This is a genomic window from Paraglaciecola marina, assembly GCF_004360155.1.
GTDB lineage: Bacteria > Pseudomonadota > Gammaproteobacteria > Enterobacterales > Alteromonadaceae > Paraglaciecola > Paraglaciecola marina.
The window spans coordinates 366,255-383,711 of record NZ_ML178720.1; the positions used below are offsets into that span (position 1 = coordinate 366,255).

Below are 17,457 nucleotides of genomic sequence, written 5' to 3' on the forward strand. Positions count from 1 at the left end.
AGCTCCTACTCTAGCCCCAAAACAGTGTCACTTTTTTTAGTGTTCTAAAAGCGTAATAAAGTCATATTTTGGCATTGGGCGATGAAAATAATAACCTTGATAAGCTGTAATGTTTTTAGTTGCCAAATATGCAAACTCATCACTGTTTTCAACACCTTCAACAATACATTCCAAAGAAAAGTGTTCGCAAATATCTATGATTGAATCGACGATAACGTGATTTTTACTGGTTTGGTCAATATCTGTTATAAAGCTTCTATCTATCTTGATAGTTTGCAATGGCAATTGATGTAAATAAGATAAGGAAGAGTAGCCACTACCAAAGTCATCAAGCATAGTCACCACGCCTTTATCTTTTAAGTACTTCATTTTTTGAATAGTTAAATCGATATTATCGATAACTACTCCCTCAGTAACTTCTACTCTAACTTGACGACTATTTATACAATATCTATTAAGTGCACTCAGTAAACTATCGACAAAATTATGATGAATAAACTGGCGAGGGCTAACATTAACGCTAATATATTTGAGTGCGTCATTTGACCCTACAGAACTCAAAATTTGACAAACTTGCTCCAAAACCCAACTCCCAATATCTAGAATTAAACCAGACTCTTCTGCAATTGGGATAAACTCGTCTGGACCTACTCGTCCTAAGCTTTGATTAGACCATCGTAATAAGGCTTCAGCTCCAAGTACTTTTCCATCGACTGCCACTAATGGCTGATAGTAGACTTCAAATTCATCATTTTGAATCGCAGTTTTTAAGTACTTTTCTATTTGCGTTTTTCTCTCTGAAGAAGACTGGAGCTGCTTATTGTAAAAGCTATAACCATTGCGATTGGCTTGCTTTACTGCATTCATCGCTTTTTCAGCGTTTTGTACGATTACGTCTACTTGTTGGCGAGCGCTTAGTACACTATCCGCTTCTACTGGAAACATGTTGATCCCTGTAGACGCTGAAATACTGAATATGTTGCCATCTATGTTAATAGGAGATGCTATCAGAGCCGCTAGTTTCTTAGCTATTTTCTTAGCCTTTTCTATTGCAATTGAATAGTCAACAGAAAGCTCAACAACTAATAAAACAAATTCATCCCCTCCTATTCTTGCTAACGTATCTCCTGGCCGCATGCACTCTTGTAGTCGCTTACCAACAACTTTTATTACATCGTCACCCACTGCATGACCTAAGGTATTGTTAATAACCTTAAAGCGATCTAAATCTAATATAAAAATTGCGCCGATGTTTTTGGTCGTAAAACTTGAAGATAATGTTTTTAGTAAGTCTAGATTAAACTTTTTTCGATTAGCCAAATTAGTGAGAGGGTCTAACATTGACTGCTCTATTAATAACTCTTCTGCGAATTTGCGCGCTTCGATTTCTTTAATTAAATTCTGATGTTCTTGGCAGGCTTTACAGCTTGCGGAAAGCTTAATTAATAATGGCTCTAAAGCTGCAAGTATCACCTCATCAATTTCTGTGGCGTACCTTTCTAAAATAAGCACGCCAAATTGTGGAACCTTTAAAAAATAATAATGACATGATTGTTTTGAAATGCATGAATAAGCCACCTCCCCTTGATAGTAGAAGCTCTTTGCGTCTTCTACTAACTTTCGTTTATAGTCAGAACTTAGCTGTGGGTAACAATATAAATTCCCATCAGAGTGAGTTTTGGGTGTTTCTGTCAACTCACACTGGTTAAAGTCCATTAGCACAACCGAGCTCAAACTTAATCGCTGTAAGGCGCGCTGCATGAATGTATTCAGCATCTTTTCTAGTTTCAAATCTAAGCCGATATTCATAACCAGCTCATGTTGAATAGAAATAATTTGTAATGCTCGGTCTGTAGAGTACATAAATATAATTTTAATTCTTTTGTCTAAATAGTCTTTACTTAGTGCTTAGCTACAGCAGCCACTGCCGTTTTATTATGAAAATGAATAGCACCAGATGTACTCGATGCTATTTCTCCTAAGACTAAAACCCCTAACATAGCTGAGTTATTGAAAGCAGATGTAATACCCTTTAATTCATCCTTAAATTCGTTTTCAAGAAACAAATGCCTGCTAACACAATCAAATAGCAACCCTTGTTCCATAACAGTAGCTTGTGTTACTTCCTCCACTGCATTTACCGCAGCAGCAACCAGCTTTTTGTTGTCACCTTTTAATATATATAGCAAAGTGTTTTCAGGAACTTTCCCTACACAAACTAAACTATTTGCTTCAACACTAATAGGATCACGCACTAACACATCATCATCTAAACGCTCTATCCCAAAAGGATAGGTTTTAGCGACTTCAAAAAATTCATTCGCAGTGACGCTCTTATTTTCAAATTTATAGATGACGTTTTCATATACCTCGAATGCCGGTCGAAAATTCAGTTGAATAATTTTGTTATCATCAACTTCATTCGCCAAAAAGGGCCCATCCAATACCTCCCAACCATGGCCAATTGCTAGCTCGAATGAGATTGGCATGAAAATAACTACCATAGCATCCATTAGTAGCCCTTGATTGGTGAATAAACAAGGCTTGCGTTCGAAACTTAATGACCCAGCGCCGCCGCCAAAAACGTTTAATTTATTTCCAAAGTGCTCGAAAATAGCATTCAAAGCAAAGTCTATATTCCTAGATATTCCGTCAATTAATATCATGGCAGATTCGAAATGAAAGGAGTCACTCAACATATCAACATCACTTGAATCAGCATTTTCTAAATCAGGAAGTACCATTACCTTTACATCAGAAAATATAGGTACAACTAGCATGCCTTCGTCTACCACTTCATCTTTTATAATGATAGCCGGAAATACCCCACCAAAAACGGGAACCTGCAAAGAGGTTAAAATGGGGTCAAAAAAAGTTTGATTTTTTAAGCTTTCATCACAGCAAAATATCAATAACGCTTGGGGGCTACTAGATAAAGCGGCATTAATTAATGATTGTAGTGATTCGCCTGTGACTATTACTGAATATTGATATTGTCCAAATAAAAGACCCATGTATTTTCCATTTTATTAAACAAGACAGCGGCCAAAAGACAAACAGATGAAATTTATATCCTAAATAAGAAGGGTAAGATACTAAACTTAGTACAAAAAATGAAAAAATACATGGTTCGTTAATTTTGAATACAATTCCGCCCCAAATTTTTTCCTTTATAGAGCGCGTTGTCAGCCCTTTTAAACAAGGCTTCGAATGTATCTTCAGGTTCAAGCTCAGCTACCCCACCGGTGATAGTAACGGGTACATTTACACCCCCTTGGTTTATTTGCATGTTTTCAATTGCTAACCTTAACTTTTCAGCTATGGCCATGGCTCCCGCTAAGTCAGTACTTGGTAAATACACTAAAAACTCCTCGCCCCCCCATCTAGCTAACTTATCTTGCTTTCTAATTTTCCCTTTAAGTATTTTCGCCCCATTAATCAATACAGTGTCACCTAGATCATGGCCATAGGTATCATTAATGTATTTAAAATTATCAAAGTCATACAAGACTATACAAAAAGGTTCAAAATCTTGCTTCGAATTATCAAAGGTTCGTTGTAAATAAGGATGTAAACCGTGCCTATTTAACAGACCAGTTAACTTATCTGAGCGAGCTAATTTATCTAACTCAAAATTAGCTTTTTCTAGTTGTTTAGTACGTAACTCAACTTTATTTTCTAACTCCGCACCCAGAAGCTGTAATTCGCTGTTACTTTGCTGGAGCTGCATAGACAAAGCTTCATTATTGCTAATAACGTTATTAAAACGCTGATTTATTACATAACTTTGGCAAATAATAAATCCAACTATCCCCAGGTTAAAAAATGGCCCAGTATCTAGAATACTATTTGCGTACAAGATGTCATTAATAGCAAAGAGACTAAGAACAACGGCACTAAATGCCATCATTTTAGCAGTCGGTTGCTTGGTTATATTAGCAACCAACATGTTTATGAGTGTGTACAGCATCACAATAAAAGAAAATAACTGGTAGCTCATTAATGAGTAGCCGATTAATTCTACTGGACTAAACAATATAAATAGCGAATAGCTGATTCCAATAACATAGAAAAATCTAGATATATTAATATTAAACACCCTAGGAAAACATAAGTGCATAAAATACAACACATTGAGTACGCCAAGATAAAACGTTAGATAATTTAGTTTCAAGGCTGCGGAATAACCAATGGAAAAGTACTCTAAAACAAAGTACATATGCTCAGCTGTGAACTCTCTTAATAAAAAGATTAAGCATAAACAAGCAAACGCTAATGGAATCTTTTCATCTGGTCTAAAATAATACTGAATCAGGTAAAACGCCGTAGTTACCACCAGCGCACCAATTATAAACATGCTTAATGCCACCAAATCTCGCTGTACTGAGTAAATACTGTCAGTATTGCCAAGCACTATTGGTGACCATAATCCCCCCCATGCAGAGTGAAAATTAGAGACTTGAATTGTTAATGAAAAACTCTCAGTGTGTTTAGGGATGATAACTATTGTTGGTTTAAACTCTGCTATGCCCTTTTCCACACTTGTTGCGACTACCCCTGCACTGGCAACTAACTTTTCATCTAAAAATAATTTATAGGCAGTTTCCACTTTAGGAATTTGCAGAGCTAAGTTTAAATCAGAGTCTAATAGATGAACCCTTAGATGATAAGTTCCATATCCAAGCACAGGGCCTTCAGTAGAGTTGTTTAACGACCAACCATCAGTGCCTTGAATTATAGTAGCGTCATTAATTTGATTTTGAATATTTTGAGGCTCAACTAACTGACCCTCAAAAAAAGCCCACTCACCAGCCAAGGAAGTTATTTTGTTGTCTTTGAAGTAATTTTCTTGAAAAGTAAGCTCACCATCTTTGGCCAAAAGATGACTAGGTTTAAGTGCTATACCAAAGTGAAAAATTAAAGCGGAAAAAAGAACGGTAGTCATCAAAAATAAAATAATTGATAACACTTTGGATGGTAGTGTTTTTAATTCTAACCTCTGATCAATCATAAACGCTATAAATCCCTATGTAGCGGAGCAAATAATGTCTAACGTATTAAATTACTCAAAGAAAGTTAAGCCTTTTATATATACGATCAACGACATTCTAATACCCAACCCACTTTATGTTGTTGCCACTTTTCATTAGCTAATTCTGCGTCAATCAGAGGATGAGATTTCAACCACCCAACAGGAAAGGTTAATACCCATTTTTCACCTGAAACTTGCAGTTCATATTTAGCAAGAATTTTATCTTTTCTGCGAATAGATAATATACAAGCCAATCGTAAAACGCGAAGTAAAATCAATAGTGCATGGCGTACATCAGGGTGATAGGCATCAAACAAACTCAGGTTAATATCTTGCCTATGGCTTTGCACTAAGGTTTTGATACCCGATTGCTGTTGTTTTGTATAGCCAACCATAGGTAGGTGGCTGAGTATGTATGCTCCATGCAAATGATGTTGTTTGTACTCTATGTGTAAACCAGTTTCATGTAACATCGCCGCTGCAATCAAAATTGCCTCGGAGTCTAGGTTCCCAAAATCTACTTGGCGTTGCACTTGCCTAAACAGATTTAGAGATAAACTTTTTACTCTATTTGCGTGGCTGGATTCAATATGAAAACGTGCAATATTTTGCTGTAGCGTTTGTAATCTTCGATCATTCTGCTGCATGTTATCGAGCATGCCATAAATAAGGCCTTCTCGAAGTGCTCCACCAGAAATTTGCATCTCTTGTATATTTAATTCTTCAAACAAGGCAATCAAAATTGCCAAACCACTAGGGAAAATAACCCTTCTAGATTCGGTTAAACCCTCTATATTCAGTAAATCAATAGAAATACAATCAATACACTGCTGTTGTAAGTTGTAAAGGTAGTCTAACCGAATTGAATCGCTGATCCCTTGAGAAACTAAAATTTCAGTAATCGCTTGTGGTGTTCCCGATGCGCCCAAACATTGCAACCACTCAAAATGGATAAAATCATTAATAACTGGTTTTAATTCTAGTTTAGCGGCAGAGATGGCTTGTTCAAAATTTGCAGTAGTCATTTCACCATCACAAAAATAACGTTCTTTATAGGTGACACAGCCCATATTGAGGCTTTCTAGGTGGATGGGAGTCATATCATTACCGACTATAATTTCTGTACTCGCCCCTCCAATATCGATAACCAGTGTATTTCCTTGATTAGCCGAAGTGTAGGCCACACCTAAATAAATCTGCCGTGCTTCTTCTTTACCATCAATTACATCTAACCTGTGATGCAGAATTTGTTGTGCTTTCTTTATAAATACATTGGCATTCGTTGCTAACCTTAAGGTTGCTGTACCAACAATTTTTATATTGGCGAGAGGAATATCTTGCAAGCGCTCTGCAAACATTTCTAAGCACTTCCAACCTCGCTCTAAACTATCTTGGTCAAGCTGCATGTTGTCATCTAAACCTGCAGCCAATCGTACTTTTTGTTTTACTTTACCGATGATTTGTACACTTCCAGCCGATACTCGCACAATCACCATATGAAAACTATTTGAGCCTAAATCTACGGCTGCATACAACTGTTCAGGTTGGGTAAAGGGAGCTGTGACTTCAGTGTTATTAATCATCTAGGCTGCTTATGTCTAGGCCCTGAATGCCTTTTTTGAGGTGTACGTCCATTTTGCATACGCTTTTTAAAGCGCGGTTTTGGCGGAGCAACATCTCTCATCAAGTCATTGGGGTTGTATTCAGTGACTGGAATTGAATGTTGCACATATTCTTCAATAGCCGGAAGGTTAAGAGAATACTTTTCACAGGCGAAACTAATTGAAATACCACTTTGCCCAGCTCGGCCAGTACGACCAATACGATGCACATAATCTTCAGCATCATCTGGTAAATCATAATTAAATACATGGCTGACAGATGAAATATGCAATCCCCTAGCTGCAACATCTGTTGCTACTAAAATATCTATGTTACCTGATGTAAAGTTTTCCAAAATCTTAAGGCGTTTATTTTGAGGAACATCACCACTCAACAATCCAACCCTATGGTTATCAGCTTGCAACCAATCAGACACCCTTTCACAACTATGCTTAGTATTTGCAAAAACAATGGCTTTTTCTGGCCACTCTTCTTCCATCAAAGTTAATAATAAATAAGGTTTATCTTCATCTGAAGGATAAAACAATTCTTCTTTGACGCGCTCGGCGGTTTTTCTTTCTGGCTCTATCTGAACATGGGTAGGATTATCCATGTGTTCGTAAGCTAATTCTTGTACTCGATATGATAAAGTCGCTGAAAACAACATACTTAAACGCTTGGTTGGCTTTGGCATTCTGTTAAATAAATAACGAATGTCTTTGATAAAGCCCAAATCAAACATTCTGTCGGCTTCATCCAAAACAGCAACTTGAATCCCTTCTAAAGAAAAAATGTTCTGCTTATAGTAATCAATAATACGGCCGGTAGTACCGATAATAATATCTACACCTTCTTGAAGCTTTTCCCGTTGACTTTGGTAACCTTCACCCCCATAAATGAGACCAAGGCTTAAACCTGTGTGTTTGCTAAGCAATTCTGCATCATTAAAGATTTGCACCGCCAACTCTCGAGTAGGAGCCATAATAATAGCCCTAGGTTGACCTTTTGAGTCTTGTGGGTTGGACAACAAATAATGGAAGGTAGCAACCAAGAACGCAATGGTTTTACCTGTTCCAGTTTGTGCCTGACCCGCTATATCGTTGCCTTCAAGCAATGGGGGTAAACTCAGCGCTTGAATTGGGGTACAGTGGTTAAAGTTAGCAGCAGAAAGCGCTTTTATAACCTGCGGATTAATCGGCAAGTCTGAAAAATGTGTTTCGGTTAAATGTGTTGTTTGCATAGCTTATAGCTTATCATTGCTTGCATTAAAAACCAGTTTCTATATAACAATCATAACCGCGCTGGTTTATTATTCAGCGACAGAAAAAAATTACGGAGAAAAAAATGAGCGACAAAATTATCCAGTTATCTGACGATAGTTTCGAGGCCGATGTTATCAATGCTGCGGGTCCTGTATTAGTTGATTTTTGGGCAGAATGGTGTGGCCCATGTAAAATGATTGCGCCAATTCTGCATGAAGTTGCTGACGAATTTGACGGCAAAGTAACAGTTGGCAAGCTGAATGTCGATGAAAATAACGAAACACCGCCTAAGTATGGCATCAGAGGCATTCCAACTTTGTTACTTTTTAAAGGTGGAAGTGTTGCCGCAACTAAAGTTGGCGCTTTGTCAAAAACTCAACTTTTAGAGTTCTTAAACGACAACATTTAAGTACTTTTAACAAAATAAAGTAGAATTAAAAAGCTCAATAATTATTGAGCTTTTTTGTTGCTGATATCTAGCCATATATATAATGCTGTATCAGAGCAGAGTAAATATGCGACAAAAACCCACTTAAAGCGGTATTAATCATACAATTTGCTAGACTAAGTGTAATTTTGGTGCTAACTTTTAGCATGTTCACAGCTGAACAGACCAATACTTCGCTCAAATCAGAGATGTAAAAAAGTAAAAACCTTTGACTCACTCAACACAATTAGCTTGAATCAAGCTGTTATCATAAAGACCCACCAATATGAATTTAACTGAACTTAAGAATAAACCGATCAGTGAACTTGTAAAACTAGCAGAAGAAATGAAGCTAGAAAACATGGCTCGTGCTCGTAAACAAGACATTATCTTTTCGATACTAAAATCTCACGCCAAAAGCGGAGAAGATATTTTTGGTAACGGAGTACTAGAGATACTTCAAGACGGCTTCGGATTCTTACGTTCAAATGACTCTTCATATTTGGCAGGACCTGATGATATATATGTGTCGCCCAGTCAAATAAGACGATTTAACTTACGCACCGGTGATACCATTTCAGGTAAAATCCGACCGCCTAAAGACAGTGAACGTTATTTTGCTTTATTAAAAATTAACGAAGTTAATTTTGACCGCCCTGAAAGCTCCCGTAGCAAGATATTGTTTGAAAACCTTACTCCTTTACATGCCAATGAACGTTTAACAATGGAGCGTGGTAACGGTAGTAGTGAAGATATTACTGCCAGGGTATTAGACTTAGCATCACCTATAGGCCGCGGGCAACGTGGTTTGATAGTAGCCCCCCCAAAAGCAGGTAAAACATTACTACTGCAAAACATCGCACAATCTATTGCAGCCAACCACCCAGAATGTTTATTGATGGTATTGCTAATAGATGAGCGACCAGAAGAAGTAACTGAAATGCAACGTTTGGTAAGGGGGGAAGTAGTAGCTTCTACCTTTGATGAACCAGCAAGTCGTCACGTTCAAGTTGCCGAAATGGTAATCGAAAAAGCTAAGCGTTTAGTTGAGCACAAGAAAGATGTAGTGATTTTATTAGATTCAATCACGCGTTTAGCCAGAGCTTATAACACGGTAATCCCTTCTTCAGGTAAAGTACTAACTGGTGGTGTAGATGCAAATGCATTACATAAACCGAAGCGTTTTTTTGGTGCCGCCCGTAACATCGAAGAAGGCGGTAGTTTAACCATTATCGCAACAGCTTTGATTGATACTGGTTCAAAAATGGACGAAGTTATCTACGAAGAATTTAAAGGTACAGGTAATATGGAATTACATCTGAACCGTAAAATTGCAGAAAAGCGTGTATTCCCTGCTATTGATTACAACCGTTCAGGTACTCGTCGTGAAGAGTTATTGACCACTCAAGACGAATTACAAAAAATGTGGATATTGCGTAAAATCGTACACGAAATGTCGGAAATTGATGCGATGGAGTTTTTGATTGGTAAGTTATCCATGACCAAAACCAACGATGAGTTCTTTACTGCTATGCGCAGACAAAAAAGCTAATCGATATTCAAAATTATTAATGACAAAAATCCGCACAGGTAACTGTTCGCGGATTTTTTTTATGTTTACCTAATAAAATTTAGCCAATGTAATTCATGAATAGCATCAATTGTTCGCATACAAAGACCCTTATCATGGGAAATATACATGACTAACTACCACAAGGTTTTGAAATTTCCGGAGGTTAAAGTATTAACCGGGTTAACCATGGATTATATGCAGCAAAAATTGTTAAAAGAGCGGCGTAATCTATAGATCACTAAGGTTTATAACGGTTTAGTGATACGCTACAATATGCCTCCAAAAATTTGAGCATTAGCAGAGATTTCTAACTATTTGTATACTCATAAGTTTGAAGTCATATCTACAACACACCAAAAGTAAAGTGAGATAAATATGTCAAAAGTAGCCATAGTTATGGGATCAAAATCAGACTGGCCTACTATGCAACAAGCAGCATTAATGCTTGAAAGACTAGGGGTAGATTACACTGCTAAAGTAGTCTCTGCTCACCGCACACCTAATTTACTAACAGAGTTTGCAGAACAAGCAGCGGAACAAGGTTTTTCAGTAATAATTGGCGGGGCCGGTGGTGCCGCACACTTACCTGGCATGATAGCAGCCCACACTCACTTACCTGTATTCGGGGTGCCTGTACGTTCTAGCCAACTTAACGGCATAGACTCTTTGTTATCTATAGTACAGATGCCAAAAGGCGTCGCAGTAGGTACCTTAGCGATTGGTGAAGCAGGAGCGGCAAATGCCGGTCTATTAGCTGCACAAATAATAGCGTTACAAAACAAAGAAGTAGCAGAAGCTGTGAAATCATTTAGGGCAGAGCAAACTTCAACTGTGTTAGCACAAGATGAACTAACCTTACCTTCAGCATAATAAACAAGAGAGTAATAGCATGAGTATATTGGTTCTTGGTTCTGGCCAGCTTGCAAGAATGATGGCCCTATCAGCCTATCCACTTGGAATAAGTGTGCAGGCTGTAGATGTTGCCGATAATAAAATTGTCGACCCAGTTACCAAACAAGTAATCAATAATACTCTTGAACGGTTAATAGAAGAAGTAGATGCCATCACAGTTGAATTTGAGCATATACCAGAAGATTTACTCGAAATAGTACATCGCAGTGGTAAACTGAAGCCCAGTGTAGAAGCTATTTTAACGGGTGCTGACCGAGTAAGAGAAAAAAAGCTCTTAGAAAAACTCGATATCGCAAACTGCCCGTTTAGTATTGTGACTGAAGTAAAACAGCTTGAAGACGCTGTCGAGTCTTTAGGTAATAGCTTAATTATAAAAGCCAGTCGTGATGGTTATGATGGTTATGGCCAATGGCGTTTACACGACCTTGCTGAACTGCCAAAGCTAAAGGAACAGCTATCTAAACTAGATCTTCAAAAAGTGCCTTTAGTTGTAGAAAAAATGCTCAAATTTGACCGAGAGCTCTCTCTCGTCGCGGTTCGTAACGCTGAAGGTGATATAGCCTATTATCCCCTTGCAGAGAACTTACATTACCAAGGCCAATTACATGTATCAGTGGCCCCAGCACCCCATGTAAGCAACGAATTAACTCAACAAGCACAAACTATATTCAATAAACTCGCAGAATCTCTAGATTATGTCGGTGTATTAGCCGTTGAATTTTTCCAAATTGGGCAACAACTTTTAGTTAACGAAATAGCACCAAGAGTACATAACTCAGGCCATTGGACTATGCACGGAGCAGATACTTGTCAGTTTGAGAATCACATTCGCGCGGTTAGAGGTTTACCATTAGGGTCAACAAAAGTGACATCACCTACGGCAATGATCAATATAATAGGCTGTAAAAACTTCGCTAGAGAAATGTTAAGCATTCCCGGTTGTCACATGCATTGGTATGGCAAAACACCAAGAGAAAAAAGAAAAATGGGACATTTCAACTTATGCGCAGATAACTATCAGCAATTGGGTGCTTCAATGTTAGCACTTACAGAATATGTACCAGTTGAAAATTTTCCCATGTTAAAAGATGAAGCCCGCAGATTGATGGATATTTAAGCGATATAAAACTAAAGGGTTTAATTAATTGACATCACTCTATTTGTGAATAGAATAGCGCTCGCTTTAGGGATTAGCTGTTACTAAACAACTTACCAACAACCCTAAAGTGGTATTACTTAGTGTGCCGACTTAGCTCAGTTGGTAGAGCAACTGACTTGTAATCAGTAGGTCACCAGTTCGACTCCGGTAGTCGGCACCATTTTCTCCCACTAAATCTTCGAAGCAAATTGCCGAACGAAGTGAACTCCTATTTCTGAGGAGATTTAAGCGCAACCCACCAGAAAGAACAGCTATAAATTATAAGATTTACCCTAAACACATCGACTTCTTTTTCAAAAACATCAAAGTATTAAGTTCGTTTACATATGCCAAGGTTTAAATTGACCACGATCATTTTGGCCCCTTGTGGTTATACTATGGCTTATTAATCATTAAATTTTCTAGCTTCTTTTTAGCATACGTCTCAGCTAACTTCTTAGCGACGCCTAATACAGTAGAAACGCTTTCCTCTTTAAATTCATTTTTTATCGTGTTCCAAACCTCTTTTTGACGAAGGTTTTCAATGAACTCATGTCCAGCCCAAGTTAATTTAACATTTGCTATCCAAGTACTATTAATTCCAAACGTTCTTCTATCAACTAGCTTTTCTTGTATAAGAAGTACCATGTGGTTCTCTACAACACTATTATCATAGCCTTTTATCTTACTCTCAAAACTGTCAGCTTCTATTTCTAACAAAATATCCCGAATTAATTCCATATCTCTTTTCATATAGGCTCCCTCTATTTTCTAATAAAAACATCTCTGCAAGCTCTTATTTGGAAAGCCACTGTAAGATATTTACTAGCTCCTATCTACTGCTTTTAATCTTTGTCTGCGTAGTCGATGCTTTGATTTACCGCGACTACAGATTCCCCATCACATTATTGGCTTGTCGAATGCCAGAATATGGACATCCTGACAAAGCAATATTTTATTGCCGTGTCGACATAAAAGACACTAAATTTATGGAAAAGGGGGTTTGTCTATCGCACGGCTTCTTTTGCCTACTTTTCTTAGCTGTTGAAGAAAAGTAGGTTGGACGAAATGGATTTCGTTTGAAAAAAGGCAGGGATGCCATAAGCGAAGCCATATTCTATCCTAGTAACGCCTACGCCCCTTAAACCACACTCCCAACCCTGTTAATGCGATAAAGAAGGGGATTAAAAACAATATAACGATCACTTGGCGTTTTTGTTTGCTGGTTAAGTCTAGTCTTTCTACTTCTATCTTTTTTGGAGTAAGTAAGGTTTTGGCGTCTAGCTCGGCTAACCAGTTGACTAAATTGAGGCCCAGTTTGGCATTGCTGTATTGGTTAATGTAAACGTTACTTAAAAAGTCGGCGTCGGTGAATACGATTAATCGGGTGTCTGATGGTTTGTCGTCTTGTTTTGAGTTGGCGGGGTGTTCTCCAAGCACAACGTAGGAAATGGGCACCGGGCCTGGGGTGTCGATATTCGGATCGAATTGTATGTCTAGGTTGCGGTTGGTTTCTGCCCAGCTATTGGTGCTGGATGCGGTGGATACTATCACGGCTTGTTTTATGTTGGGTGCACGGTTTTCTAATAAGCGTATCGAACGAGGGCGCACGTAAAAGGTGTAATCTAAGCCTTGGGTGAGTGCCTCGTGGGGCTGATAATTTTTGCTGGCTGGGCTACCCACATCATCACCAACATGGTTGGTTAAGTCCACCACAATGTCGGGCTGAACATCTAAGCCCCATTGATTCAACAGAGTATTTAAACTGGGGTTTTGTTTTAGCTGTGCTTGACTCAACGGCTGTTCTGGGATGCTGACTAAGGTGTGTTCAATCAGAAATAAGGCGTCGCCACCTTGCTTTAGGTAATCATCAATCAGAGTGTCTTCTTCAGCCGTTAATTCAGTCTTAGGGCCAGCTATGATGAGCACATCACAATCTTCAGGGATAGACTGGCTGATACCCAACATTAAGGTGTCGCTAAGGATGTTGTTGTCGGCTAACAATTGCTTAAAGGTAGACAGCCCTGCATATTCCTCACTTGAGATTGAGTATTCACCATGCCCTGACAAAAAGTACACTTTTCTTGGAGGGCGAATAGCGCTAGCAATGGTATTGGTTAGACTTTGTTCCGATAAAGGGTTGAAGGTAAAATCAAGGTCTTTGCGCCTACTGCCAGACTGAACAATCACCTTACGTTCGTCGCCATTAATGGCGTTGCCAAACTTGGCTGCATAGGCAATGCGCTCTAAAGGGTCGATGATTTCAGCGGTAATTAAGCCAGCTGAGTTTCTTGCAAATTCTTGAAGTAAATCTTGTAGGTAAGTGGGGGGCGTTCCCACGTAAAAGGTGGTTAACTTAACTTCCTTACTTAGGCTGCTAACAAAAGCAATTGTGCTGTCTGATAAGGTATGTTGCTTATCTTGTGTTACATCCCAGCGTATGCTCGAGCTACTCGCTAAATAATGGCTCACGGCGAGAAACCCTAGGCTACCTACCAATATGCAACTAACCATAGCTAACGTTTTCCAACCTCTGGGGCTGATAAAAGTATTGGCTTGTGCTGATTGTGTTTGAATTGAATCTCGACGGACCATTACATAGGCGAGTATTAAAAATAGTACCCCACCACATATCACAAGGCCGCCAAAAAAATAGCTAAGCTGTTGTTCAATATAGATTAGAGACAGCCCTAAAATTAGGCTTAAAAACCCTAAACCACATAAATAGGGGAGCATTGACTTAGCGTTAGTGTTGTTCGTAGACATGTTCATTTATTGCCACAACTTATTATTGGTACTGAACCGTGTGAGCACCAAACAAAGCACAATACCGCTAAGGTAATAGACAAGATCACTTGGCGTAATGATACCCACGGCAAAGTTTTCTAAATGGGTACGTGTGCTGAGTTGTGTGAAAAAGTCAGCCATGGGGCCTGTAAAATAGGGTGCGAAGCTAGTTGAAAAATACAATGAGAATAAGATCACATAAGACACCATAGCGGCAATGATTTGATTAGAGGTCCAGGATGAAACAAGTAAGCCTATGGCAATAAAGAAAGCCCCTTCTAACCAAATGCCTGCATACCCAGACAAAATACTGGGTAGGTCAGGCGCACCAAAATATTCAATAATCATGTAATAGGTCAGGGTTAACCCAATCAAGATTGAGTAGAAAGTTAACATGCTGAGATACTTACCCATGACAATCATAGTGTGCGTTAAAGGGGCAGTGAGTAAAAACTCCATGGTGCCGTTTGCCTTTTCCTCTGAGAACAATCTCATGGTTAGCAGCGGTATTAAAAATACAAACATAAACTCCATGAGTTGAAAAATATCTCGTAATGCCACCTCACGGTTTTGCTCAACGATGAGATAAAAGAAAACGTTAAATAAAGACACGGTTGCGATGAGAATAATGTAAGCAATGGGCGAGCTAAAATAACTATATAGCTCTTTTTTTGTTAGTGCGATTATTTTATTCATCGCCTGCTCGCAAAGGCTGGGTCAGGTGTTCTTGGTGATGACTGATAAACACTTGGTCTAGGGTTAGTGGCTGCGATTGCGCTGGGTCTTTACTCTTCAACACCTCATCTAAGCTGCTATCTAGCACCAGTCGGCCTGACTTAATCATCAATACCCGCTGGGCAATTTGTTCAATTTCAATCAAGGTATGAGAGCTTAACAGGACTGTTCTTTGATTCCTTTGATTCTTGATTAAACTCAGTACTTCTTTAATTTGCATTGGGTCTAGGCCGCTAGTAGGCTCATCTAATATCAACAATTTGGGTTCATGAATAATGGCTTGGGCAATACCAACACGTTGTCTATAGCCTTTAGATAAGGTCGCTATCTTCTTATGTTTGGCGTGATCCAAATGGCATTCTTCCAATACCTTAGCTACTTGTAATCGGCGCCGATTGCTTTGAACATCTTTTATTTCAGCGGCAAACTTAAGGTACTGTTGCACTGTCATATCATCGTAAAGGGGGGGCTTTTCTGGCAAATACCCAACCTTTTTGCGGACCTTTAAAGATTGTTTTGAAACATCATCGCCATCAATTATCACCTCGCCAGAAGAGGCTGCTAGAAAGGAAGTGAGAATACGCATCAGGGTGGTTTTCCCCGCACCATTTTTACCTAATACCCCTACGATATCGCCACTGTTAATTTCAAAACAAATGTCATCCACAGCTCTGAATGAGCCAAAATTTTTAGTGATATGCCTAGCAATAAGCATGGACGGTAACCCTTGTTGTTATTTCAAGATTCATGTTCAGATAACCAAGTAGTACCAAGGCGAAAAGCCGGCACTAAAACGTGGACACCGAAAATGGGTTTAAGTCACAAAATCGATAAATAAAATATTTGCTTACCCAAATGGGTTAGGAAGAAATAAGAATAGGCTGGGTATAATAGCACCATTCATATTTGCTGATACTTTTATATTTAGGTGTTTGACCTAGTATTAGAAGCAGTAAAAAACAGAACTAACCAAAGCTTAACCCGGCCCCTTAAAACTAGCCTGAAAGGAGTTTCAGCGGCTTATTCAAAAACCGCTGAATACATTTAGAGTTTATCTATTAGCATTGGCTAAAGTTATTTTTTCACACCAGATACTCTAGCCCACTCTCCATCTATAGCTATGGGCTCCATATCGAAGTCTTGGCTATATAGGTCATTTATTTCTTTTGCTTGATTCTCTAAGATTCCAGACAGAACTAACTTGCCTCCCGGCTTACAGTAGGCACTAATGACCTCCCTAAGCTCTCTAAGCGGCCCTGCTAAGATGTTAGCTAAGACAATATCGGCCAATAACTCAGGTTGGCTCTCAGGTAAATACAGCTCTATTTTGTCACCTACCTCATTACGGTTAGCATTATCTTGACTGGCTAATAAAGCTTGAGGATCTATATCTATACCTATGACTCTTTTTGCGCCTAACTTAAGGGCTGCAATACCCAAAATACCTGAGCCACAACCAAAGTCGACAACTATAGATTGTGACAGTTCTAAACCATCTAACCATTTTAAACACAAACTAGTAGTAGGATGGGTACCCGTACCAAATGCTAACCCTGGATCTAGCATAACATTAACAGCTGTTGGGTCTGGTACATCACGCCAACTTGGGCAAATCCATAAGCGTTCTCCAAACTGCATGGGATGGAAGTTCTCCATCCACTCCCTTTCCCAATCTTTATCTTCTAGTTGGTCAAGCTTATGGTTAAACCCCTTACCTAATATTTTAGATTTCTCAAGCTGATTGATAACCCGCTGCATATCATGTTCAGCGTCATATAAGCCTACAACCTGAGTGTCAGGCCAAAGGAGTACTTCGCCAGGCTTTGGTTCGTACATGGGTGTATCTTTAGCATCTACAAAGGTGACAGCTTGTGCACCATTGGCAGACAGCATTTCCCCAATTTGTTCCGCATATTCAGCTTGATGATTTATTTTTAGTTGGATCCAAGGCATGGTAGAAGTCTTCAAAATGTATTTACTTTTTAGTAT

Annotated in this window: 14 protein-coding genes and 1 tRNA gene; 5 read left to right on the top strand and 10 right to left on the bottom strand. The window is 38.8% G+C overall.

Features of this window, described 5'->3' with window-relative positions:
- Positions 1-36 precede the first annotated feature (36 nt).
- The 5 genes from EOK74_RS01630 to rhlB all read right to left on the bottom strand — a co-directional run bounded on the left by EOK74_RS01630 (position 37) and on the right by rhlB (position 7,874).
- The gene (locus EOK74_RS01630) at positions 37-1,863 is read right to left on the bottom strand and encodes a putative bifunctional diguanylate cyclase/phosphodiesterase (RefSeq protein WP_133468154.1); all 1,827 of its coding nucleotides are present in this window, start codon (positions 1,861-1,863) and stop codon (positions 37-39) included.
- A 38-nt stretch (positions 1,864-1,901) separates the two neighbouring features.
- Positions 1,902-3,014, bottom strand: coding sequence for an FIST signal transduction protein (locus tag EOK74_RS01635; protein WP_133468155.1), 1,113 nt, complete (start codon positions 3,012-3,014; stop codon positions 1,902-1,904).
- Positions 3,015-3,133: 119 nt separating this feature from the next.
- A complete protein-coding gene (locus EOK74_RS01640) occupies positions 3,134-5,011 on the bottom strand; it encodes a sensor domain-containing diguanylate cyclase (protein WP_133468156.1) in 1,878 nt (625 codons plus the stop codon).
- An 86-nt stretch (positions 5,012-5,097) separates the two neighbouring features.
- Entirely contained in the window at positions 5,098-6,615 is a 1,518-nt protein-coding gene (locus tag EOK74_RS01645; RefSeq protein WP_133468157.1) for a Ppx/GppA phosphatase family protein, read from the bottom strand.
- Positions 6,612-7,874: an ATP-dependent RNA helicase RhlB gene (gene rhlB, locus EOK74_RS01650; protein ID WP_133468158.1), complete on the bottom strand. Its 1,263-nt coding sequence runs from the start codon at positions 7,872-7,874 to the stop codon at positions 6,612-6,614. The genes EOK74_RS01645 and rhlB overlap by 4 nt, the downstream gene beginning before the upstream one ends.
- Before the next feature lie 104 nt (positions 7,875-7,978).
- Here rhlB and trxA point away from each other — a divergent pair, with 104 nt between their 5' ends.
- The 5 genes from trxA to EOK74_RS01675 all read left to right on the top strand — a co-directional run bounded on the left by trxA (position 7,979) and on the right by EOK74_RS01675 (position 12,127).
- Positions 7,979-8,305, top strand: a complete 327-nt coding sequence (trxA, locus tag EOK74_RS01655; RefSeq protein WP_133468159.1) for a thioredoxin TrxA — start codon at positions 7,979-7,981, stop codon at positions 8,303-8,305.
- A 304-nt stretch (positions 8,306-8,609) separates the two neighbouring features.
- The gene (rho, locus tag EOK74_RS01660; RefSeq protein WP_133468160.1) at positions 8,610-9,875 is read left to right on the top strand and encodes a transcription termination factor Rho; all 1,266 of its coding nucleotides are present in this window, start codon (positions 8,610-8,612) and stop codon (positions 9,873-9,875) included.
- 396 nt (positions 9,876-10,271) lie between these two features.
- Entirely contained in the window at positions 10,272-10,766 is a 495-nt protein-coding gene (gene purE, locus EOK74_RS01665; protein ID WP_133468161.1) for a 5-(carboxyamino)imidazole ribonucleotide mutase, read from the top strand.
- Between the two features lie 19 nt (positions 10,767-10,785).
- Complete coding sequence (locus EOK74_RS01670; protein WP_133468162.1) at positions 10,786-11,925, top strand: 5-(carboxyamino)imidazole ribonucleotide synthase; 1,140 nt, start codon at positions 10,786-10,788, stop codon at positions 11,923-11,925.
- A 126-nt stretch (positions 11,926-12,051) separates the two neighbouring features.
- Positions 12,052-12,127: transfer RNA gene (locus tag EOK74_RS01675), tRNA-Thr, on the top strand.
- Between the two features lie 215 nt (positions 12,128-12,342).
- Here the strand turns inward: EOK74_RS01675 and EOK74_RS01680 are convergent.
- The 5 genes from EOK74_RS01680 to prmA all read right to left on the bottom strand — a co-directional run bounded on the left by EOK74_RS01680 (position 12,343) and on the right by prmA (position 17,421).
- A complete protein-coding gene (locus EOK74_RS01680; protein ID WP_133468163.1) occupies positions 12,343-12,699 on the bottom strand; it encodes a DUF2513 domain-containing protein in 357 nt (118 codons plus the stop codon).
- 369 nt (positions 12,700-13,068) lie between these two features.
- Entirely contained in the window at positions 13,069-14,718 is a 1,650-nt protein-coding gene (locus tag EOK74_RS01685) for a GldG family protein (protein WP_239023961.1), read from the bottom strand.
- On the bottom strand, positions 14,719-15,429 hold the full coding sequence (locus tag EOK74_RS01690) for an ABC transporter permease subunit (protein WP_133468164.1): 711 nt from the start codon (positions 15,427-15,429) through the stop codon (positions 14,719-14,721).
- A complete protein-coding gene (locus tag EOK74_RS01695) occupies positions 15,422-16,183 on the bottom strand; it encodes an ABC transporter ATP-binding protein (RefSeq protein ID WP_133468165.1) in 762 nt (253 codons plus the stop codon). Before EOK74_RS01695 ends, EOK74_RS01690 begins: the two co-directional genes overlap by 8 nt.
- 359 nt (positions 16,184-16,542) lie before the next feature.
- On the bottom strand, positions 16,543-17,421 hold the full coding sequence (gene prmA / locus EOK74_RS01700; RefSeq protein WP_133468241.1) for a 50S ribosomal protein L11 methyltransferase: 879 nt from the start codon (positions 17,419-17,421) through the stop codon (positions 16,543-16,545).
- Between the last annotated feature and the right edge of the window lie 36 nt (positions 17,422-17,457).